Genomic DNA, 24,357 nt, shown 5'->3' on the forward strand with positions numbered 1-24,357 from the left:
GTCAACGCGGTTGCCGAGGCTTTGAGAACAATCCCGCGTTCAGGGTCGCATCAAGGATAGACAGATGAAGTTTCGCTTTCCCATCGTCATCATCGACGAGGACTTCCGGTCCGAAAACACCTCGGGCTTTGGAATTCGCGCGCTTGCAGGGGCGTTGGAAAACGAGGGGTTCGAAGTCCTGGGCGCAACCAGCTACGGCGACCTGTCACAGTTCGCGCAACAGCAAAGCCGGGCCTCTGCGTTCGTCCTGTCCATCGACGACGAGGAGTTCAGCCCCGGCCCGGACCTCGATCCGGCGGTTCTCAACCTCCGGCATTTCATCGAGGAAGTGCGTTCCAAGAACGAGGACGTGCCGATCTACATCTACGGCGAGACGAAGACATCGCGGCACCTGCCGAATGACGTCCTGCGAGAGTTGCACGGATTCATCCACGCCTTCGAGGACACGCCCGAATTCGTCGCCCGCCACATCATCCGTGAAGCGAAGAACTATCTCGAATATATCCAGCCGCCGTTCTTCAAGGCGCTTCTCGACTACGCCGAGGACGGCTCGTACTCGTGGCACTGCCCCGGGCATTCCGGCGGGGTCGCTTTCCTGAAATCGCCCATCGGGCAGATGTATCACCAGTTTTACGGCGAAAACATGCTGCGAGCCGATGTCTGCAACTCGGTCGAGGAACTGGGGCAACTGCTGGATCACAATGGGGCCATCGGGGCGTCGGAACGGAATGCGGCGCGGATCTTCAATGCCGATCACTGCTTTTTCGTGACCAACGGCACCTCGACGTCGAACAAGATGGTCTGGCATCACAGCGTCGCCCGGGACGATGTCGTGCTGGTGGACCGCAATTGCCACAAGTCGGTATTGCACGCGATCATAATGACCGGAGCGATCCCGATCTTCCTCAAGCCGACGCGCAACCACTGGGGCATCATCGGCCCCATTCAGCGGTCCGAGTTCGAGCCGGAGGCGATCCGCGCCAAGATCCGGGCAAATCCGCAATTGGAAGGGCTTGATGCCGATCAGGTAAAACCCCGCATCCTGACGCTGACGCAATCCACCTATGACGGTGTTCTCTACAATACCGAAGTGGTGAAGGACCTGCTGGACGGTTATGTCGAAACGCTGCACTTCGACGAGGCCTGGCTGCCTCATGCCGCCTTTCACCCGTTCTATGGCACCTACCACGCGATGGGGCGCCGGAGGCCGCGCACGAAACATTCCGTGACCTACGCCACCCAATCGGTTCACAAGCTCCTGGCCGGAATCAGCTAGGCCAGCCATATTCTCGTGCAGGACTCCGAGGAGACGAAGCTCGACCGTCACCTGTTCAATGAATCCTATCTGATGCACACGTCGACGAGTCCGCAGTATTCGATCATCGCCAGCTGCGATGTCGCGGCGGCCATGATGGAGCCACCGGGTGGCACCGCCCTTGTCGAAGAAAGCTTGCTGGAGGCGCTCGATTTCAGGCGGGCCATGCGCAAGGTCGACGCAGAGTACGGCAATGACTGGTGGTTCCAGGTCTGGGGACCGGACGAGCTTGCCGAAGACGGGATTGGCAGAGCCAAGGACTGGGAACTGAAGAAGACCGACAGCGAAGCGGTCGAAAGCTCGGGCGAAGACGCCTGGCACGGCTTTGGCGACATGGCCCGCAACTTCAACATGCTGGACCCGATCAAGGCGACGATCATAACGCCCGGGCTCAACATCGATGGCCGGTTCGAAGAAACCGGCATCCCGGCCTCGATTGTCTCGAAGTACTTGGCCGAACATGGCGTCGTTGTCGAAAAGACCGGCCTCTACAGTTTCTTCATCATGTTCACCATCGGCATCACCAAAGGCCGGTGGAACACGCTTCTCGCCGCGCTCCAGCAGTGCAAGGACGATTATGACCGGAACCAGCCGCTTTGGCGCGTCATGCCGGAATTCTGCGCCAAGCAGTCCCGCTACGAACACATGGGGCTCAAGGATCTGTCCCAGCATGTGCATGAACTCTATGCGAAATATGACGTGGCCCGTTTGACAACCAAGATCTACACCAGCGATCATTACCCGGCCATGTCGCCATCAGAAGCCTTTTCACACATCGCGCGGAGGAAGACCGAGAGGGTCGGAATCGACGATCTCGAAGGTCGTGTGACCACAAGCCTAGTTACCCCGTATCCACCGGGTATTCCGCTTCTTGTTCCGGGCGAGATCTTCAGCAAGGAGATCGTGGACTACCTGCGTTTCAACCGCGAATTTTCCCGCGAATGTCCCGGGTTCGAGACCGATATCCATGGCCTGCTGCAAGAGACCGGCAAGACCGGCGAGGTCAGCTACTTCGCCGACTGCGTCGCGGATTGACCAGCGCAACGGTGCGCGCCGAGCGCGACCAATCGCGTGGTGCCATTCATGCCTGCCACGGTCCCCGACCGTGGTCGCGGCGCCGCGCGTGATTGAGACCTTGTATGCGGACCGGGTATTGGTCTTGTGCCCCGGTGCCGCATGTCTCTCCCCGCAATGCAAAAGGGCCGCCTGATCGGACGGCCCTTTCGCTTGCCAGAGATTGGAGGCTTTCTCAGTCGAGAAAGGCCTTTTCGACAACGTAATGCTTCGGGTCGGAATTCGCGCCTTCTTCCAGCCCGTATTCCTCCAGCATCTCTTTCAGTTCAAGGTTGAAGGCCAGGTTGCCGCAGATCATGGCCCGGTCGGTGTCGGGGTTGAGCGGGGCAACGCCCAGGTCCTCGAAGGCCTCGCCCGAGCGCATCAGGTCGGTGATGCGGCCCATCTTGGCGCTCTCTTCGCGGGTCGTGGTCGGGTAATACTTGATCTTCTTCCAGAAGCCTTCGCCGATAACCTCGGCCAGCAGTTCGTCGGTCTTCAGGCTCTCGATGATCTCGCGGCCGTAGGTCAGTTCGCCGGCCTCGCGGCAGGTGTGGGTGATGATGATCTCATCGTAGTCCTCATAGGTCTGCGGTTCGCGCAACAGCGACGAGAAGGGCGCAAAGCCGGTGCCGGTGGCGAAGAACCACAGCCGCTTGCCGGGCAGCAGGGCGTCGTGCACCAGCGTGCCCACGGGCTTGGGCCGCAGGATGATCTGGTCGCCCGGCTTGATGTGCTGCAGCTTCGAGGTCAGAGGGCCGTCCTGCACCTTGATCGAGTAGAACTCCAGCTCTTCGTCCCATGAGGGCGAGGCGATGGAATAAGCGCGCAAGAGCGGTTTTTGCTTGCCGGTCTTGGGATCGGGATCGCCCATCAGGCCGATCATGACGAACTCGCCCGAGCGGAAGCGCAGCGATGCGGGGCGCGTGCAGCGGAAGGAAAACAGCCGGTCGGTATAGTGTTTGACCTCGGTCACGGTCTGGGCGTCCGGCACGGCAAGGGTGCGGGGCGCGCGGGCGGTCTCGGTTGCGGTGGCGTCGGTCACGGGGCTCATCTCTGTCATGTCGTCCTGCCGGTTAGGTAAACCGGCACCTCATATCTAGCTTTGATCTGCATCAGGTGAAAGGCGGCGCAAGGGCGCGGGCCGGGATTGCCCCGGCCTGCGCCCGTCAACGTCGCGAAATGCGTCAGGCGGTGCCGCGCATCCGTGCCTGGTAGTCATGGGCGCGCCAGTCGGCGCGGAATACCCATTGATCCTCCGGCTGGCGTTCGGCCAATGCCTCGTCGATCTCGACCTCGTCGAAACCGGCGCGGCGGGCCATTGCATATTGATCCGCGATCACGTGCCCGCGCGCCCGCAGTCGGCCGGTGTACCCGCGCAGGCGCAGAAGCCGCGCCAGGGTAAAGCCGCGCCCGTCCGCAAAGCTGGGAAAGTCGATGCGGATCATGCCGGTGTCGTCGTCAAAGGCGAGGCTGTCCGGGGCGGTGTCGGACGGCAGGTCCTGGGCTGCCGGACCGTCGAAGTCGCCGTTCCAATCCTCGGCGTGAAAGCCGTCGTCGCGCACGATGATCGTCATGCCTTTTCTCCTTGTGTCTCGCCGCCACCGGGGGCGTTTCTGACGGGGCGGCCATTCACGAAATGGATGCCGCATTCTTCCTTGTCCTGCCCGCGCCAGCGGCCCGAGCGGGGATCTTCTCCGGGTGCCACCTTGGACGTGCAGGGCTGGCAGCCGATGGATGGATACCCCTGTGCCACCAGCGGATGCTTGGGAAGGCGGTTCTCCTCCATGTAGGCACGTACGTCCTCGGGCGTCCAATGGGCCAGCGGGTTCAGCTTGATCCGGCCGGTGCCGTCCTCGAGTTCAAAGAACTCCAATGCGGCGCGGGTGCCGGACTGATAGCGCTTGCGCCCGGTGATCCAGCCGTCGAACCCGTCCAGCGCGGCGTTCAGCGGCTCTGTCTTGCGCAGGGCGCAGCAGGCATCGGTGTCCGTCATCCGCAACGCGCCATAGGGGTCGCGCTTCTCCAGTGTCTCGCGGTCGGTGCGGATGATCCGAAGGTTCTCCAGCCGCAACCTTTCCGCCACCTCCTGCTGGTAGGCCAGGGTTTCCGCGAACAACAGCCGCGTGTCGATGAACAGTACCGGCGTCTTGCGGTCCACCATCGCCACAAGGTGCAGCAGCGCCACCGATTCAGCCCCGAAGGAGGACACCAACGCCAGTTGCCCGGCGTCGGGATCGCGCAACGCGCCTTCCAGGACCGAGGTGGCGCTGTGATGGCGATAACGCGCGTTCAGCGCCGCGACCCGTTCGGCGCGGTCGGTCATGTCCTGCCGCGTGTCCTGCGCGGCAGGTCTGGGCGGGGTGAAGGCATTCATCGGATCAGGCCGCCTCGGACCGCTTGTCGGCCTTTTCACCGTAGAGTGCCGTCTTGAAGGGTGTCATGCCCAGGCGGCGATAGGTTTGCAAGAAGGTCTCATCGGCGCTGTCGCGGTTGTCGAGGTAGGCGTCCACGATGCGTTCGATGGCCGGCACGATTTCTTCGGCCGAAAATCCGGGGCCGGTGCGGGTGCCAAGGGCCGCGGTTTCGGTGTGATCGCCGCCAAGGGTGATCTGGTAGTTCTCCACCCCAGCGCGGTCCAGGCCAAGAATGCCGATATGGCCGACGTGGTGATGCCCGCACGCATTGATGCAGCCCGAGATCTTGATCTTCAGGTCGCCGATCTCGTGCTCGATCTTCAACTCGTCGAACCGCGTGGCGATCTCCTGCGCGATCGGGATCGAACGCGCGGTGGCAAGGGCGCAATAGTCCATGCCGGGGCAGGCGATGATGTCGGACACCAGCCCGATATTGGCAGTGGCCAGCCCGTGCGCCTTCAGCCGGGCGTGGATCTCCGGCAGATCGTCCTTGTGGACATGCGGCAGGATTACGTTCTGCTCGTGGCTGATGCGCAACTCGTCATGGCCGAATTCCTGCGCGATATCCGCCATGACGCGCATCTGGTCCGCCGTGGCGTCGCCCGGCGTTTCGCCATGCGCCTTGAGGCTGATCTGCGCGATGGCATAGCCCTCGGCCTGGTGGTCGGACAGGTTGGTGTCCGCCCAGGCGCGAAAGACCGGATCGTTGTCATAGGCACGGTCAAAGGCCGAAACGGGGCGTTTCGCGAACGAAGGCGCCGCGAAATGGCCCTTGATCGTCTCGAACAGCTCGAGGTCGGCGCCGTTGAACGCGGCCTTGGTCTCGGCGAACCGCGCTTCGACCAGACGGCGGATTTCTTCGATGCCGTGCTCGTGCACGGTGATCTTGATGCGCGCCTTGTACTTGTTGTCGCGGCGACCCAGCAGGTTCCAGACCGAGACGACGGCCTCGACGTAAGGCAGCAGGTCTTCTTGCGGGACAAACTCGTTGATGATCTTGCCGATCATCGGTGTTCGACCCAACCCGCCACCGACCAGAACGGCATATCCGATCCGCCCGTCCTTCTCGACGATCCGGATGGCCAGGTCATGGGCGGCAGTCACGGCGCGGTCATTGGGCGAGCCGGTGACTGCGATCTTGAACTTGCGCGGCAGGAACTGGAATTCCGGGTGATCGGTCGACCACTGGCGCAGGAGTTCGGCCACCGGGCGCGGATCTGCGATCTCGTCGGCTGCGGCCCCGGCAAAGTGATCGGCGGTCACGTTGCGGATCGTGTTGCCCGATGTCTGGATGGCGTGCATCTCGACCTCGGCCAGCGCGTCCAGCATGTCCGGCACGTCCTTGAGCTTGGGCCAGTTGTACTGGATGTTCTGCCGCGTGGTGAAATGGCCATATCCCTTGTCCCAGCGCTCGGCGATATAGGCCAGCTGCCGCATCTGGGCGCTGTTCAGGGTGCCATAGGGGATGGCGACGCGCAGCATGTAGGCGTGCAATTGCAGATACAGGCCGTTCATCAGGCGCAGCGGCTTGAACTCGTCCTCGGTCAGCGAACCGTCGATGCGGCGCTCCACCTGGGCGCGGAACTGGCGGTTGCGTTCCGCCACGAAAGCGGCGTCGAAGTCATTGTATGCGTACATCTGTCGTCTCCTTTGCGCCTTGGCGCGTGGGGTCGGAAAATCTTACAGCTCGGCCTGTTTGCCGTGCGCGTAGTTCGAAGGGCCGGTGCGGCGGAAAGCCTCGCGGAAGTGCGTGGGTTCGGGGCCGTCGGCGCCAGGTGCCATGTCGGCGAGGTAGACGCCGACCACCTCGGAATGCCGCGCGCTGGCCTCGACCAGCCGCAACTGGGCGTGGGCCTCGTCGGTCAGCAGTTCCGCCTCGCGCAGGTCCGGGCTCCACCGGTCGTCGGCGGTCAGATAGACGACGTCGCCAGCGAGGAGGGCGTTTGCTGTGACGACTTTGGGAGTGAATTTGCGGGCCAAGGGTGAGCCTCCTGATCGAATGTCGTGACGGGAAGGCCATCGCGCGGGGCGAGGCCGTAAAGCATGAGGGCAGGGCCGTCGAAACCGGCGGTGCCAAGATCGGCGGCCAAACGGTCCAGCGTGGTTTCCAGCACCTGCTGGTCGGGACGCGAGGCGTTCTCGACCACGGTGACGGGGGTGTCGGGCGCGGCGCCGTGCATCATCAGCCGACCCTGCAGGAAATGCGCGGCGCGCTTGCCCATGTAGATCGCGGCGACCTCGCCGGGACGGGCCAGGCTGCGCCAGTCGTGATCGGCAAAACCCTGCATGTCGTGGCCGGTCATCACCCGCGCCGCGGCATTGCGCCCGCGCTTCGTGATCGACTGGCCGATCGAGGCGACGGCGGCAGAGGCGGCGGTGATACCGGGCACCACGTCATAGGACAGGCCTGCGGCCAGGACCGCCTCGATTTCCTCGTCCAGGCGGCCGAAGACGGTGCAGTCCCCGCCCTTGAGCCGCACCACCTGTGCGCCTTCGAGACCGTGCTTGACGATCAGCGCGTCGATGTCTTCCTGTGCGGTCGAGGGGCCGAACCCGGTCTTGCCCACATCAATCATGGTGGCCTCGCGGCGGGCCAGCTCCAGGATCGGTTGCGGCACCAGCCGGTCGTGGATCACCACGTCGGCGGCATCCAGCGCCTTGCGCGCCTTCAGGGTCAGCAGGTCGGGATCGCCGGGGCCGGCGCCGACAAAGGAGATGTGCCCGGGGCGTTGATCGCGCTCAAGATGACGGGCCAGCAGGTCGTCCAGCGCCTCGTCGACGGCCTCTTCTCCCTGCGTGATGGCGCGGGGACCGGCGTAGAAGTAGTAGTCCTGCCAAAAGTCGCGACGTGCGCGGCCAAAGGGCAGTGCCTCGGCCATCTTGCGGAACGTCTTGCCGATGCGCGCCAGCGTGCCCAGCGTGGCGGGCAGGCGCTCTTCGAGGTCGGCCTTGATCGCCCGGGCCAGAACCGGGGCGGCGCCCTCGGTGCCGATGGCCACGGTCACCGGGTCGCGGTCGACGATGGCAGGCGTGATGAACTGGCTGTCCTGCAGGTTGTCGACGACATTGACCAGCGCGCCCTCTGCGCGGGCCAGCGCGGCCGTGCGGGCATCCTCGTCGGCGTCCTCGTTGGCGCCGTAGAACAGCACGGCGCAAAGCGTGTCGCCCGGTTCCAGGGCGCGACGCACCAGCGTCAAGGCGCCTTCGGCGGCCCAGGCGATGATCTGGCTGTCGGGATGGGCGGCAAAGACGGTGATCTGCGCCTCTGTCTTGAGGAGCAGGCGCAGCTTGGCCAAAGCGGCATCGCCGCCGCCGGAAACAATCACCCGCCGCCCGGCGAGATCGAGAAAGATCGGGAAGTGCTGCACTTCGGAACTCCTTGCGTCTGCCCTTGATAATAGGAAATCGTCCCCCGTTTTGCCTATGGGGCTGGAAAACTAAGAACATTTGTTCTACCAGTCGTGCCTGTGCGGAGGAATGTTCCAATACCGGCCGAGAGGAAGAACAGCGGTGAAGATCGACGAGACAGATCGGAAAATTCTTGCGGAACTGCAGCGTGATGCCGGGCAGTCGCTGGACGAGATCGCCAGGAAAGTGGGGTCCTCCAAGACCCCGGTCTGGAACCGGATTCGCAAGCTGCGCGAGGGCGGTGTGCTGGGTCAGCAGACCGTTGTCCTCGATGCCGAGAAGCTGGGCTTCGAGGCGACGTTCTTTGTCCTCATCCGCACGTCAGAGCATGAGGCGGACTGGCAGGCGAAGTTCCTCAAGGCGTTGAAGGAACGCCCCGAAGTGCAGGAAGCGCATCGGCTGGCGGGCGATATCGACTATATCCTGAAGGTGCGGGTGAAGAACGCCCGCGCCTATGACGTGTTCTACCAAGCGCTGATTTCAGAGGTGAAAGTGCACAACGTCACCGCGCTCTTGTCGATGGAAGAGATCAAGGCGACGACGGCACTGCCCTTGTGACCGCAAGCGCTTGGCCCGCGTCAGGGTGTGCTGACCAGGAGCCGCTCCAGTCCGTGAAAATGATACAAGTTGGCGTAGCGCGGAGGTTCGGCCAATCGCAAGGTCGGCAGGCGTTCGAACAGGATCGGCAGCGCCGTTTGCAGTTCCAGCCGCGCCAGCGGCGCACCGACGCAGAAGTGCAGACCGGCGCCGAAACTGGTGTTGGCGCTGATCGGGCGTGCCGGATCAAAACGCGCCGGGTCGGGCCAGACGGCGGGATCGCGGTTGGCGGCCCCCAGCAACAGTGCCACCTGGTCTCCGCGCCGGAAGGGATGCCCGAAAACCTCCACCTCTTCATAGGCGTAACGGGTGAACATGTGCAGGGGCGGGTCAAAACGCAGGATCTCCTCGACCGTGGTGTCGGCCGAATCCGACGTGATGCCATGCCCTCGTTCCAACAGGCATTTGATACCGTTGCCCAGCGTGTGCACGGTCGCCTCGTGGCCCGCGTTCAACAGCAGGATGCAGGTGGTGATCAGTTCGTCGGTCGAGAGCTTCTCGCCATCCTCTTCGGCGGCAATTAGATGCGTTATGAGGTCATCGCCGGGCTGGCCGCGTCGGGATTCGACATAGCCCTTGAGGAAATCGGAAAACTCCTGCGCTGCGCGCGCTGCACTGTCCTCGATCGCGCGGTCACGGCGGGCCTGGTACATCGCGACCATCGCGTTCGACCAGGCCAGCAGTTGTTCTGCCTGGGCCTCCGGCACTCCCAGCAGGCGACAGATCACGATCACTGGCAGCGGTTGGCAAAAGCCGGTCAACAGGTCACAGTCGCCTTCGGGCAGGCGGTCGATCAGGTCATGCGAGAGCTGCGCGATCTCGGGCCCCAACGCCTTGATCCGGCGCGAGGTGAACGCGCGCAGAACAAGCCCTCGCAGGCGGGTGTGGCGCGGCGGTTCCAGCTCCAGCATGGAATGCGCCTCGACCGCGTAGAAAGGGGCCATGTGGGGCGGGACAGTCGGTGCCAGTTCCGGCGGGATTTCCCGCCCGAAACGGCGGTCGCGCAAGAGTGCGCTGACCGCCCGGTGAGAAACCGCGCAGGGCATCGCGTAGTCCTCCCACCAGGCCAGGTCGCCGGCGGCGCGCATACGATCGTAGAACGGGTAGGGGTCCTGGACGAATCCGGCTTCGGTCGGGTCTTGGGAAAAGCGCTGCATGGCGGATGCTTGGCGTGTCTTGGCAGCACAGGCAAGAGGGGTCTATGATCGCTGGTCATGAGAGACGGACCCACAGCACGCGCCCCCATCGTCGGGCTGTTCCTGGCCGCGGTCGCGGGGCTGGGCTGGATCGTCTGGACCACCAGCTATGCCGAGGCGCTGCGCCAGGTCGAGGCACAGGGCCGGTCGGACCTGAGGCTGGCCGCCGACAGGCTGGTGACAGGGTTGCAGCGCTATCGCTCTCTGGCGGTGTCACTTGCCGATCACCCGGCCTTCGCGGCCTTGCACACAGGTGGCGACCGAGGCGCGGCGGAGGCGGTGCTGTTGCGCAACCTTGACCATACGGGCGCGCTGAACGCTTTTTACGCGGATCGCGACGGGCGCGTCCTGGCCTCTGCCCGGGGCGAGGTCCCTGTCGATCTGTCGGCACAGCCCTGGTTTCTTCGGGCGGTCAACGGGGCTCTCGGGGCCGATCGCGGGATCAGCGCGGGCGCTGCCCGGCGTGCCTATTTCCACGGTGCGCCGGATTTCGGACCCGATGGCAAGGTGCGCGGCGTGTTGGTGCTGGTGGCCGACATCGAGGCGCTGGAATGGGAGTGGAGCGGGTCGCGCCCTTCGGTCTTCTTTACCGACGCGATGAACCAGGTCTTCGTCACCAACCGGTCGGAACTGCTGTTCTGGCAGCGCACCGACAACGCGATGATCGGCCCCGGCGGGGCGGTTGTCGATGTCGACAGGCGGATGGTCGGCGAACATGAGGTCTGGCACCAGCGTCTCAGCCCCTATGTCCCGCCTGCGGCGCTGCACCTGGTTCAACCGCTTCCGGTGATCGGCCTGACCGGAGAGGCGCTGGTGGACGTGGGGCCGGCGCGCAGGCTTGCCTGGTTGCAGACTGCCGTTGTGGTCGTGCTCTGCCTCTTCTTCGGTTCGTTATTGTTCCTGGCGACCGAACGGCGGCGCGCGCTCAGCATCGCCAACGCGCGACTGGAAGGGCGGGTCAGGGACCGCACGCAGGATCTGGAACAGGCGAACCTGGCGCTGCGGCGCGAGGTGTCGGAACGCGAAGAAGCCGAGGCCGCGTTGCGACGGGCGCAGGCAGAGCTGGTGGAGGCTGGCAAGCTGAGCGCGTTGGGGCAGATGTCGGCGGGCATAAGTCACGAGTTGAACCAGCCGCTGATGGCCATCGGCCAGTTCGCCGAGAACGGCGCGGCCTTTCTGGACAAGGGCAAGCCGGAGAAGGCGCGCGCCAACCTGGACCGGATCGCAGGGCTGGCAGCGCGGGCGGCGCGGATCATCAAGAACCTGCGCGCCTTTGCCCGAAACGAGGCCGAGCCGATGGGCAAGGTCGATGTGGTGGCGGTGCTGACTTCGGCGGTGGAGATGACGGAGGCCCGGTTGAAATCCGATGGCGTGACACTGCACTGGAACCCGGCATCCTGGCCCGCGCCGATCTGGGTCATGGGCGGCGAGGTGCGTCTGGGGCAGGTTTTCGTCAACCTCATCAACAATGCGGCCGACGCCATGTCGGGACAGGAGGTCAAGGTGATCGAGGTCTCGCTGGTGCTGGGCGACCGGCTGGAGGTGCGGGTGCAGGACAGCGGACCTGGCATCGCCGATCCGGAGAAGGTGTTCGAACCCTTCTATTCGACCAAGCAGGTAGGGGACGGGATGGGATTGGGCCTGTCGATTTCCTATGGTCTGGTGCAAAGCTTTGGCGGCCGCATTCGTGGCACCAACACGGAAACCGGGGCGCTGTTCTCGGTCGAACTGGATTACTGGCGGGCGGAGATGGCCGCGTGAGGACAAACGACGACGCATGTCCCGCCCTGCGGACGAAACCTCGCCCCGCCCACCGTCCCTGGGGAGGCCCAGCATGATGGTCAGCCGGGTGCTGCTGGTCGATGACGACGCCTCGGTGCGAGAGGCGCTGGGGCAGTCGTTGGAACTGGCGGATTTCGATACTCTGACGGCGGGGTCCTTCGTCGAGGCCAAGGATCGGATCCGCCCGGATTTCGAGGGCGTGATCGTCTCGGATATCAGGATGCCCGGGCGCGATGGCTTTCACCTGTTGGATTATGCGCACCAGCAGGACCCGGAACTGCCGGTGATCCTGTTGACCGGAGAAGGCGACATCCCGATGGCTGTACGGGCCATGTCGCAAGGCGCCTTCGATTTCCTGGAAAAGCCCTGCAGCCCTGCGGATTTCACCGCTGTCGTGCGCCGCGCGCTCAAGACGCGTGGCCTGGTGCTGGAAAACCGCCGGCTGAAGGCGCAACTGGAAACCGGCGACCCGGCGGCGCGGCTGATCTTCGGAATCTCTCCCGCGGCGGAACGGCTGCGGGCCCGCGTGCGCATCGCCGCGCGTGCCGGGACAGAGGCGCTGGTGACGGGCGCGCCGGGCACCGGCATTTCCAAGGTGGCCGAGGTCATCCACCTGGCGTCACCCCGGGCCAAGGCGCCGTTCCAGAAACGCGCGGCGGCGGGGCTGGACCGGGCCGAACTGCAGGCGCTCTGGCAAAGCTGCGCAGGCGGGTCGCTGTTTCTCGACGGGATCGGCGCGCTCAGCCAGGACACGCAATTGGCATTGATCGACCTCATGGAACAGGGCGACGCGGTCTTGATCGGGGGCAGCACGCAGGATCTGGCGGTTGCCGCGGAAAAGGGCGAGATGTCCAGTGATCTCTATTACCGCCTCGAGGTTTGCCAAGTGCGTATCCCGTCGCTGGCGGAACGGCCCGAGGACATCCCGGTTCTGTTCCGGCATTACGTCGCCCAGGCCGCGGAACAGGCCGGGCTTGCGCCACCCGAGATCACCGAGGACCTGATCTCCAGCCTTATGGCACAGGATTGGCCGGGCAACGCCCGTGCATTGATGAGCACGGCCATGCGCTTTGTGCTGGGTCTGGGCGACGTGGCCGCGCCGGAGGGCAGTCTCGGCCTGGCCGAGCGAATGGCGCAGGTCGAACGATCCCTGCTGATCGAGGCGCTGCGCAAGAACGAGGGACAGGCACGGCTTGCCGCCGAGGCGCTGAAACTGCCGCGCAAGACCTTTTATGACAAACTGGCCAAATACGGCCTGAAACCCGAGACCTACCGGGGCTGATGCTGCATCCCGCCTGTGGGTACAGGGATTCGCGACCATTGCACGATCTGTGCGGATTTCCGCACAGCGAGCGGAAATAGCTGTGCGGAGAATCGCACGACCTGCGGTGCCAAGACGCCGGTCGCGCGAGGAGTTCCATCGTAACGATATGATTTTGTTTCAGGAAAGCGACGCGAGGGAGTTTCCGATCACGCGCTCTTGATCCGATTCGGAACAGGCGGCTTTCTATTCGGCATCCGGTGCCTCGAGGAGGGGTGCCGCGAAACTGAAAACCGTATCTGGGAGGATACCCATGAAAAAGTTTCTGATGACCGCCGCGGCGGCGGCCCTTGTCGTGACCGGTGCCACCGGTGCCCAGGCCGCCTGCGACGAGGGTGAGCTTGTCATCAAGTTCAGCCATGTCACCAACACCGACCGTCACCCCAAGGGCATCGCTGCCACCCTGCTGGCCGAGCGCGTGAACGCCGAGATGGATGGCAAGGCCTGCATGGAGGTCTTCCCGAACTCGACCCTCTACAACGACGATCAGGTGCTTGAGGCGATGCTGCAGGGCGACGTCCAACTGGCCGCGCCCTCGCTGTCGAAGTTCGAGCAGTTCACCAAGCAGTTCCGTATCTTCGACCTGCCGTTCATGTTCAAGGACATCGATGCGGTCAACGCCTTCCAGCAGTCCGACACCGGGCAGGAGATGAAGGAATCCATGACTCGCCGCGGCCTGCTGGGCCTGGCCTTCTGGCACAACGGCATGAAACAGATGTCGGCCAACAAGCCGCTGGTCGATCCCGGTGATGCCGAAGGTCTGAAATTCCGCGTGCAGAACTCCGAGGTGCTCAAGGCGCAGATGGCAGCCCTGGGCGGCAGCCCGCAGCCGATGGCCTTTTCCGAGGTCTACGGCGCATTGCAGACCGGCGTTGTCGACGGGCAGGAAAACACCTGGTCCAACATCTACGGCCAGAAGTTCTTCGAGGTGCAGGACGGCATCACCGAGACCAACCACGGCGTGATCGACTATCTTGTCGTGACCAACGTGGATTGGTGGGAAGGCCTGGACGCGGACGTGCGCGACCAGCTGGGGACCATCATCGGCGAGGTGACCGAAACCCGCAACGCGGAGAGCTTCAAGGTCAACCAGGAAGCCAGGCAGGCGATCATCGACGCCGGCGGCACGGTGCGCGAACTGACCGCCGAGCAGCGCGCGGCCTGGGTCGCCACGATGAAGCCGGTCTGGGACCAGTTCGTCGACGACGTGGGCCAGGACAAGATCGACGCCGCACAGGCGATCAACAGCAACATGTAATGGCCTGAGCGCCGAACGCCCGGCCCCCGTGACGGTATGGGGGCCGGGTTTTTTGTACCCGAACCGGGGCAAGGAGGGGGACCATGTCAGCTCACAATCCACCGAACGGTATGTTCGGACGTTTCATCGACGAACTGGAAGAGACGGTGATCGCGCTCATCCTTGGCGCGATGACGATCATCACTTTCATCAACGTCGTGTTGCGTTATGGCGTGAACAGCCAATTCGGCCGCTGGCTGGAGGGCCTGCTGGGCGTGGACCTGCCCGGTGGCCTGATCTGGGGGCTGGAGGCGACCTCGTTCCTCTTTGCCTGGCTGGTTCTGTTCGGGGTCAGCTACGCGGTCAAGAAGACCGCGAACCTGGGCGTCGACGCGGTGCTGAACGTTGTCTCCGCCCCGACCCGCAAGGTCATGACCCTGATCGCGGCGGCGGTCTGCATCGGCTATGCCTTCCTGTTGCTGAAAGGCGCCTGGGATTACTGGGCCAACTTCGCCAATCTGCCGCAGACCACGGGCCGCTGGTTCCCCACCGGGTTCGAGGAAATGGGCCGCACCTCCTACCGTTCCTGGTACGAGGTGATCGACATTCCGATGCCCGAGTGGCTGCGCTTCATCGAGCCCTGGATCAACGAGGGCGAAGCCTATGAAAAGATACCCCGTTTCATCCCTTACGTCATCCTGCCATTCGGCGCGCTCTTGCTGCTCGTCCGCTTCATCCAGGCCACCGTCCGCATCTGGCGCGGCAAAGCCGAGAGCCTGATCGTCAGCCACGAAGCCGAAGACGCGGTCGAAGACGTCGCGCACATGAACAAGGACTGATCCGATGGATGTTGTCATTCTCTTTGGGATGGTGATCGGCCTGATGCTGATCGGTGTGCCGATTGCCGTCTCGCTCGGGTTCTCCTCGATCGTTTTCCTGCTGGTCCTCAGCGACACCTCGCTGGCCTCCATCGCGCAGAGCTTTTTCCAGGCGATGGCCGGGCACTACACGCTGCTGGCTATTCCCTTCTTCATCCTGGCGTCCAGCTTCATGTCGACGGGCGGCGTGGCGCAGCGGATTATCCGCTTTTCGATCGCCTGCGTCGGGCACCTGCCGGGCGGTCTTGCCATCGCCGGTGTCTTTGCCTGCATGTTGTTCGCGGCGCTTTCCGGGTCCTCGCCTGCAACCGTGGTCGCAATCGGGTCCATCGTGATCGCCGGTATGCGCCAGGTGGGGTATTCCAAGGATTTCGCCGCCGGTGTCATCGCCAATGCGGGCACCCTTGGCATCCTGATCCCGCCGTCGATCGTGATGGTTGTCTATGCCTCGGCCACCGACGTTTCCGTTGGCCGCATGTTCCTGGCCGGTGTCATCCCTGGCCTGATGGCGGGCACCATGCTGATGGCCACGATCCTGATCATCGCCATCATGCGCGACCTGCCCAAGGGCGAATGGAAAGGCTGGGGCGAAGTGGCCGAGGCTGGGGGCGACGCGCTCTGGGGGCTCTTGCTGATCGTCATCATCCTGGGCGGCATCTACGGCGGTATCTTTACCCCGACAGAGGCGGCCGCGGTCGCGGCGGTCTATGCCTTCGTGATCGCGACCTTCGTCTATCGCGACATGGGGCCGCTGGCCGGTAAGGACGGGGCGCCGAACACGCCGCTGATCCGCAAACCCATCGCCCTGATCACCGCCTTTTTCCACAAGGACACCAAGAACACGCTGTTCGAGGCGGGCAAGCTGACGGTCACGCTGATGTTCATCATCGCCAACGCGCTGATCCTGAAGCACGTGCTGACCGACGAGCAGATCCCGCAGCAGATCGCGGCTGCGATGCTTGACGCCGGGTTCGGTCCGATCATGTTCCTGGTGATCGTCAACGTGATCCTGCTGATCGGCGGTCAGTTCATGGAGCCTTCGGGTCTTCTGGTGATCGTCGCGCCGCTGGTCTTTCCGATTGCGCTGCAACTGGGCATCGACCCGATCCACCTGGGCATCATCATGGTGGTGAACATGGAAATCGGGATGATCACGCCGCCGGTGGGGCTCAACCTCTTCGTCACCTCCGGTGTCGCGGGCATGCCCATGATGCGGGTCGTCAAGGCGGCGCTGCCTTTCCTGGCCGTGCTTTTCGTCTTCCTGATCCTGGTAACCTACATCCCGGTCATCTCGACGGTCTTGCCAGACAACGTCATGGGGCCGCAGATCAACTGCGAGGGCGCACCGCCCACCAACCAGCTCGAGGCCGCCTTCTGCGAGGCGCGCGCTGCGGAATAAGGAAAAGGGCCGGGAAACCGGCCCTTTTTTCTTGTCACGATAAGGATCGGCGCGCCTTGCGCTTCAGGCTTCCATCGGGGCGGCGTTCAGGGCCTCGATGATCGGCAGGAAATCCGCGGCCTTGAGGCTGGCGCCGCCGACAAGGGCGCCGTCGACGTTCGGGACGGCAAAGATCTCGCCGGCATTGCCGGGTTTGACCGAGCCGCCATAAAGCAGCCGGGTCGACCGCCCGACACCGGCGCCGAAACGGCGTTCCAGGCGGGCGCGAATGAACCCGTGAACCTCGCCGATCTGTTCCATCGTCGGCACCTTGCCGGTGCCGATGGCCCAGACCGGCTCGTATGCCACCACAAGCCGGTGCGCGGTGGCCCCGTCGGGGATCGAGGCGGCCAGTTGTCCGCCGATGATGTCCAGCGTGTTGTTGGCCTCGCGCTGGTCCAGGGTTTCGCCGACGCAGACGACCGCCGTCAGGTTGGCGTCCCAGGCGGCGCGGGTCTTTTCCCGGATCAGGGTATCATCCTCGCCGTGGTTGGCCCGGCGCTCGGAGTGGCCAAGGATGACATAGCTTGCCCCTGCATCCGCCAGCATCGGCGCCGAAAGATCGCCGGTATGGGCGCCCGACGCCGCGGCGTGGCAATCTTGGCCGCCGATGGCGATGCCCTTCGCGGACTGGGCCGCCGCCGCGATCAGGGTGGCAGGCGGGCACAGCAGGATTTCGGCCGCGCCGTCCGCAGCGGCACCCATCGCCGCCAGTTCGTCCAGCGCAGCGCGCGTTCCGTTCATCTTCCAGTTGCCCGCGGCCAGTTTGCGTCGCATGTGCCCTCTCCTTTTTGCGGGGCCAAGTGTCACCGGGCGCGGCGCGACGTCAAGCCCGGTTGCGGTGCACGCGACCTCGTGACAAGGGGCTGTCAGAAGGAGAGGCTCATGATCCCCAGACTTGATGCGGCAAAGATCGCGGCGCGCGATCCCGAGGCCCTGACGGCGTTGAAGTCGGGTGCGGAACAGAGCGGGTTCCTGACTGTCTACAACACCGGGATCACCCAGGCGCGCATGCGTTTCGTCCTGGCGGCTTACCGGGCGTTCTTCGACTTGCCGGAGGCCGAGAAGCGCGCCGTCGACATGGCGGCGACGGGATCGAACCGTGGCTGGGGCGCGTCACTCAGCGAACAGGTCGATCCCGAGGCCAACCCGGACTACAAGCAGGTCTTTGATTGCGGATTCGAGGCGCCGGACACGGGGCTGGCGGTTTATGCCGCCAACCTCTGGCCAGAGCGCCCCGAGGGGTTCCGGCAGGTGATCGAAGCCTATTACCGCGATGCTATGGCGGTGGCGATGGACCTGCTGCGGGGAATTGCCGAGGCAATTGGCGAGGACCGGGGCTTTTTCGACGACAAGTTCGCGCGGCCGATGGCCTTGCTTCGCGGCAATTATTACCCGCCGCGCCCGGGCTGGGCGGGCGACAAGGATTTCGGCATCGGAGCGCATACCGACTATGGGTGTCTGACATTTCTGGGGACAGACGGGGTGCCGGGCCTGGAGGTGCTGACGCCCGAGGACGACTGGCTGCCGGTGCGCGCCGATCCGGGCGAGTTCATCATCAACTTTGGCGAGATGCTGGAGATCTGGACCGGCGGACGGGTCAAGGCGACGCTGCACCGGGTGCGGGGATCGGCGGATGAACGGATCTCTGTGCCGTTGTTCTTCAACCCCGACTGGGACACCAACGTGGCGCCAATCGGGTCTGGAGAGAGGGTCTCGGCCGGGGCACACCTCGAACGGCGGTTCAACGAGACCTACCTGCACCTGAAGGCCGGGTGACGTGGGCATCGTCAGGGCCGGGGCGCGCGGCGGTCAAAAGTGCCGCAGGGCCTCACGGGCCAGGGCAACGGCCTCTTCGGGATCGTCTAGCGCGGCGCCGGGCAGGGTCCAGTAAGGCATGGCTGCGCTCTGGCCCGTCTTGCGGGTATAGGTCCATCGCGTGCAGCCCATGTCTTCCAGCCGGCCGATGAAAGCGCCCGCACCCTTGAGGTATATGCCGCCTTCCGGGTGCAGGATCGCGAAAATCGTGCCTTCGTGATATAGGCACAGACCGCCCATCATGCGACGGGTGGTGATGTCTCCGAGGCCCGAAAAGAGATCGCGGGCAAAGGCGATCTCTTCGGCGGAGACGCTCACCCTTGGCTGCCCTGCTCGGCCGAGAGTTCCTCGACATCCTTGAACTTGATGGACTCGCCGCACCCGCAGGCGTCCACCACGTTGGGGTTGCGGAACTTGAAACCGGATTCAAGCAGCGATGTCTCGTAGTCGATTTCCGTGCCAAAAAGGAACATCTGCGCCATCGGCGCGATCAGGACGCGCGCGCCGTCCTGTTCCACCACTTCGTCGTTGGCTTCGGAACCGTCGACGTAATCCATCGTGTATTCCATGCCCGCACAGCCGCCTTTCTTGACGCCGATGCGCAGGGCGTAGCGTCCGTCCCGCTCCATCAATTTGCGGATCTGGGCCACGGCGGTGGGGGTGATCGTCACGGGGGACTGACCGGGTATGCCAAACATGTGTGAAACCTCACTTTCATACCAAGATTTAAGGGAGCGGGTGCCTCTACTCAAGAGGCAGGCGGCGCGCGCTGTTGTCGCCGGGTATTTCAGACTGCGGATCGGGGTTGAGGTGAACCAATTTTTCGGGGCGCTTGCAACTGTCATGACCGTGATTTCAGGCACTGCAGCGCGGGGCGGAGGGCCGTTCCTTAACCTGTCGAGAGGCAATGGATCCCACAGCCGTGCCGGAAATTTGTCGGTTCGGATGACCGGCTGTGCGAAACGGAACTGATCCTTATCGAGGCCGCTCGCGAGGCCGTGCGCCGGGGCCATTGGGGGCGTCTGGAAATTCAGATGTCGCCGGGATGAAGGCCGCGCGAGCATAGGAGATTTTGGGTTGCTATAAGGCCTTCGTCGGCGCACGGCCACGGCTCTTGTCGCCCCACTGTATGCGCCGTGTCACTGCGCGGGTCGTGGCCGGTCCGGCCGACTGCTTGCGCAACATGGTTCTTGCGGAAACGGCCAGGGATTCGGGCGCTGCGTTGACAGGGTGCGCTGTGTTGCCACCAACCCGTGTCGGACGCGTCGTTGAACAGGTGGGCAGTCGCGAATGAGGGGACCGTAGCCAATCGCTCTCGTCCGGGCTGAAAGCCTAGCCCACGGGTTTTGGCCGGTGGTCCGGGCGCAAGGCGGGCAGGGCGGCCAGAGCCGAGAGCAGCGCCAATCCCCAGAGCAACCAGATCAGGCGCGTCGGATCCGGTGTCGCGCCCAGAATGGCACCGGACACCGAGGTCATGGCCGCGCCGCAACCGATGGTGACGGCACCGGACAGCCCAGCCGCGCTGCCGGCAAGATCCGGACGCACCGACATGGCACCGGCCATACCCGCAGGCGTGCTGAGACCGTTGGCCACGCCGATCACCGGCATCAGCAGGAAAAAGCTCCAGGCGCTGCCGGGACCAAGCATCCAGAGCAGCAGCGCGACACCCAGGCCCAGGACCGAGACCAGCCGCCCGGCCAGGACCATCAGCGGCGGCGCCACGCGGGCGCCCAGGCGCCGCGAGAAATACGAGCCGATGACGAAACCTACCGGTGGCAGGCCGATCAGCGCGCCGACCGTGCTTTCCGAAACGTGGAAATGAGCCGTTCCCAACAGGGGCGTTCCGGCAAGGAAGGCAAAGAAGATGCCGATGCCCAGCCCCATCGAGATCGTGTAGGACCAAAAGCGCAGGTTGGTCAGCAGCGCGGGATAGGCGCGGAAATGCGCGGCAAAGCCCCGGCCGCGGCGTGGATTGGTTTCGCCCACGTCCATCCAGCAGAGCCAGAGCAGCCCGGCGCCCAGCCCGGTGAAGGCCCAGAGCGTCGACCGCCAGCCAAAGGCCTGGTCCATGACGCCTCCGATCACCGGGGCAATCATCGGCCCCAGGGCGATGGCCATGCCGATCGTGCCCAGCCGGCTGGTGGCCTCGCTGGGGGCCGAGGTGTCGCGCACGATGGCCCGCGACAGGACGTTGCCCGCGATCACCGCGCTCTGCAGCACGCGGAAGGCCATGAAGCTGTAGAAATCCGGCGCAAGTGCCGTGCCGAGAGAGGCGCAGGTGAACAGCGCCAGAGACCACAGCAACACTGGGCGCCGCCCATACAGGTCCGACAGTGGGCCGATTACCAGTTGCAGCCCGGCGGTAAGCAGCATGAAGAGCGAGATCGCAAGGCTGGCCGTGGCGTAGGAGATGGAAAAGCTGCGGGCCATGTTCGCCAGCGAGGGCAGGAACATGTTGACCGAGACGATGCCCAGCACCGTCATCAGGACAAGCGTGACCAGGCTGGGTGGAGAGGCAGGAGGCTGTCGCATTGGGTTCAATCAAAAGTTGTCCATGCGGTACCCGTTTTTTCGCCCGGGCGACAGCAGAGAATTGGCGCCAACGTGAAAGGGCCGCCCGAAGGCGGCCCCGAACAAGGTTGAATTGCCGAAGCAGGAGGCTCAGAGGCCCATGCAGTTGGCGTAGAAGGTGGTCGTGGCGGGCCAGTCCGAAAAGACGCCCTTGACGCCGACCTGCTGGGCCAGAACGTCGAGGATCTCGAAATAGTCGCCGTCGGTGTCGGTGGCGTCCTTGACCGACTGGAAATACCAGCCACCGCCCGAGCCGAGCGGGCCGGAGCGTTCAAGCGACCAGGTGATGATGTTCAGGCCGGCGGCGTTTGCCTCTTCGGCATAGACCGAAGGCACCATTGCGCCACTGTCGTCCAGCGTGACCAGCATCCACAGCGGCGGAGCGATATAGTTGACGCCCATCTCCTTCAGTTCGGCCATCGTCGGCTTGAAGGTGCTTGCATCCATCGGATCGATCAGGCCCTCGTCCTCGTCCGAGGCCTCGTAGCGATCATCCAGATAGACCGCCTGGGCGCCGAATTCGGGCTCGTTCTCGATCCAGTAGAGCACGTCCGACAGGTCGAACGACTGGGCCCAGACGCGCGACGGGTCGATGCCGGCAGCCTTGTACTCGTCGATCAGCTTTTGCGCGTAGTCGGCCTGGCTGAAACCGTTGAAGGGCATCTCGACCGACGGAGCTTTCAGTTCCGGGGTGAAGTCTGCGCCGAGGCTGTCGAACAGGGCGATCGATTCCGCATGGGTCATCAGGGTCGCGCCGCTGACGAAAAGGTCGGTGCGCCAGTTGGCGGTGCCGCCGAGGTAGGCCTCTGCCGTGGTGGCCGAGGCATCGGAGGAATCCATCTTGGGCGTCAGGGTCTTGAACTCGGCCAGGGTCAGGTCCGAGGTGCGGCATTCCGCGCTGGCCTTGGCATCGCCCGAGGCCGGGGTGAAGGGCGTGGTGCATTTCGAAGCAAGCGGGCCCGCCACGATGTCGGTGGTGGTGTGCAGGTCGTTCTGGGCGTGGCGGCAGACCAGTTCCAGATCGGCGGTGAAGGTCACGTCACATTCCAGGATGCCTGCGCCCATGCCCGCTGCGGCGCGGTTCGATTCGACCGTATGTTCGGGGAACATCAGCGGTGCGCCGCGGTGCCCGACCGAGAAATGCGTGCGCGCGGGCGTGTTGCCAAGGCAGGACTGCAGCTTGTCCTTGAGCGCGCCGTCTTCCATCCGCGACACTAGGTAGGCGGGGCGGACACCATAGGTGAGACCGGCGTCATAGGCATTGGCGTGGGTTTCGGCCAGCACGGGGCCAGCCAGAGTGGCGCAGGCCAGGGCGAGTGTGAACGTCTTCATGAATTGGAGCCTCCTGTTGAGAGGCCCTTCTCATCGGGGCGTTGGGTAACGGGCGCGTGACGGCTTTGACAAACTTCGGTAACGCTTTGTCAGGGCTGGGCGATCTGCATCAGGGCCTGGGTGCCGTAGCTGGCGCCAAGCGCCCAGGCAAAGGAGGCAAGCGTGCCGATGATGACGTATTCGCTGGCGCGGTGATCCTCCTTGGCGGTGTCGAAGCGCAGCACCGACTTAGCGGCGATCAGGAAGCCTATGCCGGTAGGCTCCCCGATGGTGACAAAGAGAAAGATCAGGGCGCGTTCAAGCTGTCCGATCAGGCGACCGGCCTCTGGCAAACCCTTCAGCGGAACCTCGAACCGGGCGGTGAGCATCCCCACGACGTAACCGCCCGCCAGCACCGTGGTGATCAGTCCGGCCGTGAAGAGCGCAGGCGCCACCAGATGCGGCAGCCAGGGTGACCATAGCCCCTGGGACGCGGCAGCGGGCCACCACAGGGCGGCAGCCAGCAGCGTGACCATGTGAGCGCTCTGGTCCAGCAGGAACGCACCCAGCGTGTCCCGCCAGCGGGCAGGGGACCAGGCCTTGACCGCGTCGATGCCGAAATGTGCCAGCGCCACGATCAGCGCCACAACCCAGGCGCCGCCTAGGGCCGCCCATGTCAGCACAAAGACCACGCCGACATGCAACAGCAGGACCCCGAGGTTGCGCTTGCGGTCGACCATCCAGCCGGTCTGAAACACGAAATCCGCCAGGACGTGCGCGAGGAACAGCGCGGCAAAGCTCTGCGCGGCCAGCGGATCAAGAACGGGCAGTGTCGTGGGCATCACAGGTTGTCCCGGATCATCTCTACGCGGTCTTCGTAGACCCTCAGTGTTTCCTGCAGCGCGTCAAGAGCGGTGCCGGACAGCCGGCTTTGGACCGCCTGTCGGGTCACACCAGCTTTCTGCGCGATCTCTTCCTGTGTCGGAGCCTGGACGCGCAGTGCCTCGAACAGGGCTTGCCCCTGGGTCCGGTTCCAGCCTTGCGCTTCGCGATCCACGAAGAGCATGAGCGCGCCGAGCGCCTCGCCGAGGGCACTGGGAATGCGGGGCAGGGCCAGTTGCGTGCCGCGTCCCATCCCGGCCAGCACGTCACCTGCCATGTGAAAGGCCCCGCCAGAGGCGGCGGCCAGGTTGCCGTCATCGGGGATTTGAGCGGGGCCGACGCCGATACCAATTCGAGTGGACAGGGATCCGGCGGCGACAAGCGCGGCCTGGATGCGCAGGGCCGCGCGCAGACCGGTCTGCGCCATAGGCAGGAAGATCTGCCAACCGTCGCCGCGATGGCGCTGAAAGAGGGGGGGGGCGCCAGTGTCCTCGCCGATGTCATGGCTGGCGCGTTCCAGCACCTGCATCGCCTCATCCAGGGCGTCGGGCCCATGCCGGCGTGAGGCGACAAGATCGCCGGTCAGGACGCTGGCAAAGTCATGTGCGGAGGTTTCGACCATATGCAAAACTAAACCCTTGCATTGCGAAAATGCAAGGGTTTTGATTTGCTTTGAGGTTTTGCAAAAGTAACGTCTTGCTCTACATGAAGCCCAGTTCCAGCCGTGCTTCATCGGACATCATCTCCATCCCCCAGGGCGGCTCCCAGGTCAGATCGACGTCGACCTGCTTCACGCCGGGCAGCGGTTCGACCGCTTCGGCGACCCATCCGGGCATTTCGCCCGCGACGGGACAGCCCGGCGCGGTGAGGGTCATGATGATGTTGACTTCGTTCTGGTCGTTGATGTCGACGGTGTAGACCAGCCCCAGATCGTAGATATTGACCGGGATTTCAGGGTCGTAGACCGTGCGGCAGGCCTCGACCACCGTATCGTAAAGCGGGTGATCGGTGCTTGAGGGCGCGATCAGCGGGGCGCCCTCCATCTGCGTATTCTGCTCGGTCATTGCGGTCCTCGTGTCCGAATAGCTGAGCAATTATATAGGAAAAGTGCGGGGCGCGGTAAAGAGCATGGA

The 24,357-nt window shown here is 64.2% G+C and carries 22 protein-coding genes and 1 pseudogene; 8 read left to right on the plus strand and 15 right to left on the minus strand.

The features are described from left to right. The first annotated feature begins 64 nt into the window (after positions 1–64). Positions 65–2,350 (plus strand): annotated as a pseudogene (locus tag ACQY5B_RS09710) (Orn/Lys/Arg family decarboxylase). Positions 2,351–2,564: 214 nt separating this feature from the next. On the opposite strand, the gene ACQY5B_RS09715 reads toward ACQY5B_RS09710, so the two are convergent. From ACQY5B_RS09715 to cysG, 6 genes are all read right to left on the minus strand, one after another. Beyond that, complete coding sequence (locus ACQY5B_RS09715) at positions 2,565–3,431, minus strand: ferredoxin--NADP reductase (RefSeq protein ID WP_420325429.1); 867 nt, start codon at positions 3,429–3,431, stop codon at positions 2,565–2,567. Positions 3,432–3,555: 124 nt separating this feature from the next. Next, positions 3,556–3,945, minus strand: coding sequence for a DUF934 domain-containing protein (locus tag ACQY5B_RS09720; RefSeq protein WP_305968602.1), 390 nt, complete (start codon positions 3,943–3,945; stop codon positions 3,556–3,558). Next, positions 3,942–4,745: a phosphoadenylyl-sulfate reductase gene (locus tag ACQY5B_RS09725; protein ID WP_420325428.1), complete on the minus strand. Its 804-nt coding sequence runs from the start codon at positions 4,743–4,745 to the stop codon at positions 3,942–3,944. Before ACQY5B_RS09725 ends, ACQY5B_RS09720 begins: the two co-directional genes overlap by 4 nt. 4 nt (positions 4,746–4,749) lie before the next feature. Then, positions 4,750–6,423, minus strand: a complete 1,674-nt coding sequence (locus tag ACQY5B_RS09730) for a nitrite/sulfite reductase (protein WP_420325427.1) — start codon at positions 6,421–6,423, stop codon at positions 4,750–4,752. Between the two features lie 42 nt (positions 6,424–6,465). Next, positions 6,466–6,765 (minus strand): DUF2849 domain-containing protein, encoded by a 300-nt coding sequence (locus ACQY5B_RS09735; protein WP_305968604.1) that lies wholly within the window; start codon positions 6,763–6,765, stop codon positions 6,466–6,468. After that, on the minus strand, positions 6,696–8,153 hold the full coding sequence (cysG, locus tag ACQY5B_RS09740) for a siroheme synthase CysG (protein ID WP_420325426.1): 1,458 nt from the start codon (positions 8,151–8,153) through the stop codon (positions 6,696–6,698). The genes ACQY5B_RS09735 and cysG overlap by 70 nt, the downstream gene beginning before the upstream one ends. Positions 8,154–8,262: 109 nt before the next feature. Between cysG and ACQY5B_RS09745 the strand changes: the two genes are divergently transcribed. Continuing rightward, positions 8,263–8,751 (plus strand): Lrp/AsnC family transcriptional regulator, encoded by a 489-nt coding sequence (locus ACQY5B_RS09745; RefSeq protein WP_420325425.1) that lies wholly within the window; start codon positions 8,263–8,265, stop codon positions 8,749–8,751. A 20-nt stretch (positions 8,752–8,771) separates the two neighbouring features. Here the strand turns inward: ACQY5B_RS09745 and ACQY5B_RS09750 are convergent, their stop codons facing one another. Continuing rightward, positions 8,772–9,947, minus strand: a complete 1,176-nt coding sequence (locus ACQY5B_RS09750) for a cytochrome P450 (RefSeq protein ID WP_420325424.1) — start codon at positions 9,945–9,947, stop codon at positions 8,772–8,774. Between the two features lie 57 nt (positions 9,948–10,004). Between ACQY5B_RS09750 and ACQY5B_RS09755 the strand changes: the two genes are divergently transcribed. The 5 genes from ACQY5B_RS09755 to ACQY5B_RS09775 all read left to right on the plus strand — a co-directional run bounded on the left by ACQY5B_RS09755 (position 10,005) and on the right by ACQY5B_RS09775 (position 16,603). Then, entirely contained in the window at positions 10,005–11,747 is a 1,743-nt protein-coding gene (locus ACQY5B_RS09755) for a sensor histidine kinase (RefSeq protein WP_420325423.1), read from the plus strand. Between the two features lie 76 nt (positions 11,748–11,823). Next, complete coding sequence (locus tag ACQY5B_RS09760; RefSeq protein WP_306043587.1) at positions 11,824–13,050, plus strand: sigma-54-dependent transcriptional regulator; 1,227 nt, start codon at positions 11,824–11,826, stop codon at positions 13,048–13,050. Between the two features lie 292 nt (positions 13,051–13,342). Continuing rightward, on the plus strand, positions 13,343–14,347 hold the full coding sequence (locus ACQY5B_RS09765; RefSeq protein ID WP_420325422.1) for a DctP family TRAP transporter solute-binding subunit: 1,005 nt from the start codon (positions 13,343–13,345) through the stop codon (positions 14,345–14,347). 83 nt (positions 14,348–14,430) lie between these two features. After that, the gene (locus ACQY5B_RS09770) at positions 14,431–15,165 is read left to right on the plus strand and encodes a TRAP transporter small permease (protein WP_305968610.1); all 735 of its coding nucleotides are present in this window, start codon (positions 14,431–14,433) and stop codon (positions 15,163–15,165) included. Positions 15,166–15,169: 4 nt separating this feature from the next. Further along, a complete protein-coding gene (locus ACQY5B_RS09775) occupies positions 15,170–16,603 on the plus strand; it encodes a TRAP transporter large permease (protein WP_305968611.1) in 1,434 nt (477 codons plus the stop codon). A gap of 63 nt (positions 16,604–16,666) precedes the next feature. Here ACQY5B_RS09775 and tpiA read toward each other — a convergent pair whose 3' ends face one another. Further along, a complete protein-coding gene (tpiA, locus tag ACQY5B_RS09780) occupies positions 16,667–17,419 on the minus strand; it encodes a triose-phosphate isomerase (protein ID WP_420325421.1) in 753 nt (250 codons plus the stop codon). A 108-nt stretch (positions 17,420–17,527) separates the two neighbouring features. Between tpiA and ACQY5B_RS09785 the strand changes: the two genes are divergently transcribed. Then, a complete protein-coding gene (locus tag ACQY5B_RS09785) occupies positions 17,528–18,421 on the plus strand; it encodes an isopenicillin N synthase family dioxygenase (protein ID WP_420325420.1) in 894 nt (297 codons plus the stop codon). Positions 18,422–18,454: 33 nt separating this feature from the next. Here the strand turns inward: ACQY5B_RS09785 and ACQY5B_RS09790 are convergent, their stop codons facing one another. From ACQY5B_RS09790 to ACQY5B_RS09820, 7 genes are all read right to left on the minus strand, one after another. After that, positions 18,455–18,778: a TfoX/Sxy family protein gene (locus ACQY5B_RS09790; protein WP_420325419.1), complete on the minus strand. Its 324-nt coding sequence runs from the start codon at positions 18,776–18,778 to the stop codon at positions 18,455–18,457. Then, complete coding sequence (locus ACQY5B_RS09795; protein ID WP_305968615.1) at positions 18,775–19,158, minus strand: HesB/IscA family protein; 384 nt, start codon at positions 19,156–19,158, stop codon at positions 18,775–18,777. Before ACQY5B_RS09795 ends, ACQY5B_RS09790 begins: the two co-directional genes overlap by 4 nt. Positions 19,159–19,792: 634 nt before the next feature. Then, a complete protein-coding gene (locus ACQY5B_RS09800) occupies positions 19,793–20,992 on the minus strand; it encodes a multidrug effflux MFS transporter (RefSeq protein WP_420325418.1) in 1,200 nt (399 codons plus the stop codon). Between the two features lie 129 nt (positions 20,993–21,121). Further along, a complete protein-coding gene (locus tag ACQY5B_RS09805; protein ID WP_305968617.1) occupies positions 21,122–22,363 on the minus strand; it encodes a glycerophosphodiester phosphodiesterase family protein in 1,242 nt (413 codons plus the stop codon). An 89-nt stretch (positions 22,364–22,452) separates the two neighbouring features. Continuing rightward, complete coding sequence (locus ACQY5B_RS09810) at positions 22,453–23,184, minus strand: DUF3307 domain-containing protein (RefSeq protein ID WP_420325417.1); 732 nt, start codon at positions 23,182–23,184, stop codon at positions 22,453–22,455. Next, entirely contained in the window at positions 23,184–23,846 is a 663-nt protein-coding gene (locus ACQY5B_RS09815) for a hypothetical protein (protein ID WP_420325416.1), read from the minus strand. Before ACQY5B_RS09815 ends, ACQY5B_RS09810 begins: the two co-directional genes overlap by 1 nt. Before the next feature lie 79 nt (positions 23,847–23,925). Beyond that, positions 23,926–24,288, minus strand: a complete 363-nt coding sequence (locus ACQY5B_RS09820) for an SUF system Fe-S cluster assembly protein (protein ID WP_069211640.1) — start codon at positions 24,286–24,288, stop codon at positions 23,926–23,928. Positions 24,289–24,357 lie beyond the last annotated feature (69 nt).

Source organism: Antarctobacter sp. (genome assembly GCF_965277915.1).
In the GTDB taxonomy this organism is placed as follows: Bacteria; Pseudomonadota; Alphaproteobacteria; order Rhodobacterales; family Rhodobacteraceae; genus Antarctobacter.

Bases quoted from the DNA above. Each gene is read 5' to 3' on its own strand.
- ACQY5B_RS09800 (WP_420325418.1), bottom strand. From the start codon at position 20,992: ATGCGACAGCCTCCTGCCTCTCCACCCAGCCTGGTCACGCTTGTCCTG.
- ACQY5B_RS09715 (WP_420325429.1), bottom strand. From the start codon at position 3,431: ATGACAGAGATGAGCCCCGTGACCGACGCCACCGCAACCGAGACCGCC.
- ACQY5B_RS09725 (WP_420325428.1), bottom strand. From the start codon at position 4,745: ATGAATGCCTTCACCCCGCCCAGACCTGCCGCGCAGGACACGCGGCAG.
- ACQY5B_RS09760 (WP_306043587.1), top strand. From the start codon at position 11,824: ATGGTCAGCCGGGTGCTGCTGGTCGATGACGACGCCTCGGTGCGAGAG.
- ACQY5B_RS09750 (WP_420325424.1), bottom strand. From the start codon at position 9,947: ATGCAGCGCTTTTCCCAAGACCCGACCGAAGCCGGATTCGTCCAGGAC.
- ACQY5B_RS09720 (WP_305968602.1), bottom strand. From the start codon at position 3,945: ATGACGATCATCGTGCGCGACGACGGCTTTCACGCCGAGGATTGGAAC.
- ACQY5B_RS09730 (WP_420325427.1), bottom strand. From the start codon at position 6,423: ATGTACGCATACAATGACTTCGACGCCGCTTTCGTGGCGGAACGCAAC.
- ACQY5B_RS09820 (WP_069211640.1), bottom strand. From the start codon at position 24,288: ATGACCGAGCAGAATACGCAGATGGAGGGCGCCCCGCTGATCGCGCCC.
- ACQY5B_RS09745 (WP_420325425.1), top strand. From the start codon at position 8,263: ATGTTCCAATACCGGCCGAGAGGAAGAACAGCGGTGAAGATCGACGAG.
- ACQY5B_RS09770 (WP_305968610.1), top strand. From the start codon at position 14,431: ATGTCAGCTCACAATCCACCGAACGGTATGTTCGGACGTTTCATCGAC.
- ACQY5B_RS09815 (WP_420325416.1), bottom strand. From the start codon at position 23,846: ATGGTCGAAACCTCCGCACATGACTTTGCCAGCGTCCTGACCGGCGAT.
- ACQY5B_RS09765 (WP_420325422.1), top strand. From the start codon at position 13,343: ATGAAAAAGTTTCTGATGACCGCCGCGGCGGCGGCCCTTGTCGTGACC.
- ACQY5B_RS09755 (WP_420325423.1), top strand. From the start codon at position 10,005: ATGAGAGACGGACCCACAGCACGCGCCCCCATCGTCGGGCTGTTCCTG.
- ACQY5B_RS09805 (WP_305968617.1), bottom strand. From the start codon at position 22,363: ATGAAGACGTTCACACTCGCCCTGGCCTGCGCCACTCTGGCTGGCCCC.
- ACQY5B_RS09795 (WP_305968615.1), bottom strand. From the start codon at position 19,158: ATGTTTGGCATACCCGGTCAGTCCCCCGTGACGATCACCCCCACCGCC.
- ACQY5B_RS09785 (WP_420325420.1), top strand. From the start codon at position 17,528: ATGATCCCCAGACTTGATGCGGCAAAGATCGCGGCGCGCGATCCCGAG.
- ACQY5B_RS09810 (WP_420325417.1), bottom strand. From the start codon at position 23,184: ATGCCCACGACACTGCCCGTTCTTGATCCGCTGGCCGCGCAGAGCTTT.
- ACQY5B_RS09775 (WP_305968611.1), top strand. From the start codon at position 15,170: ATGGATGTTGTCATTCTCTTTGGGATGGTGATCGGCCTGATGCTGATC.
- tpiA (WP_420325421.1), bottom strand. From the start codon at position 17,419: ATGCGACGCAAACTGGCCGCGGGCAACTGGAAGATGAACGGAACGCGC.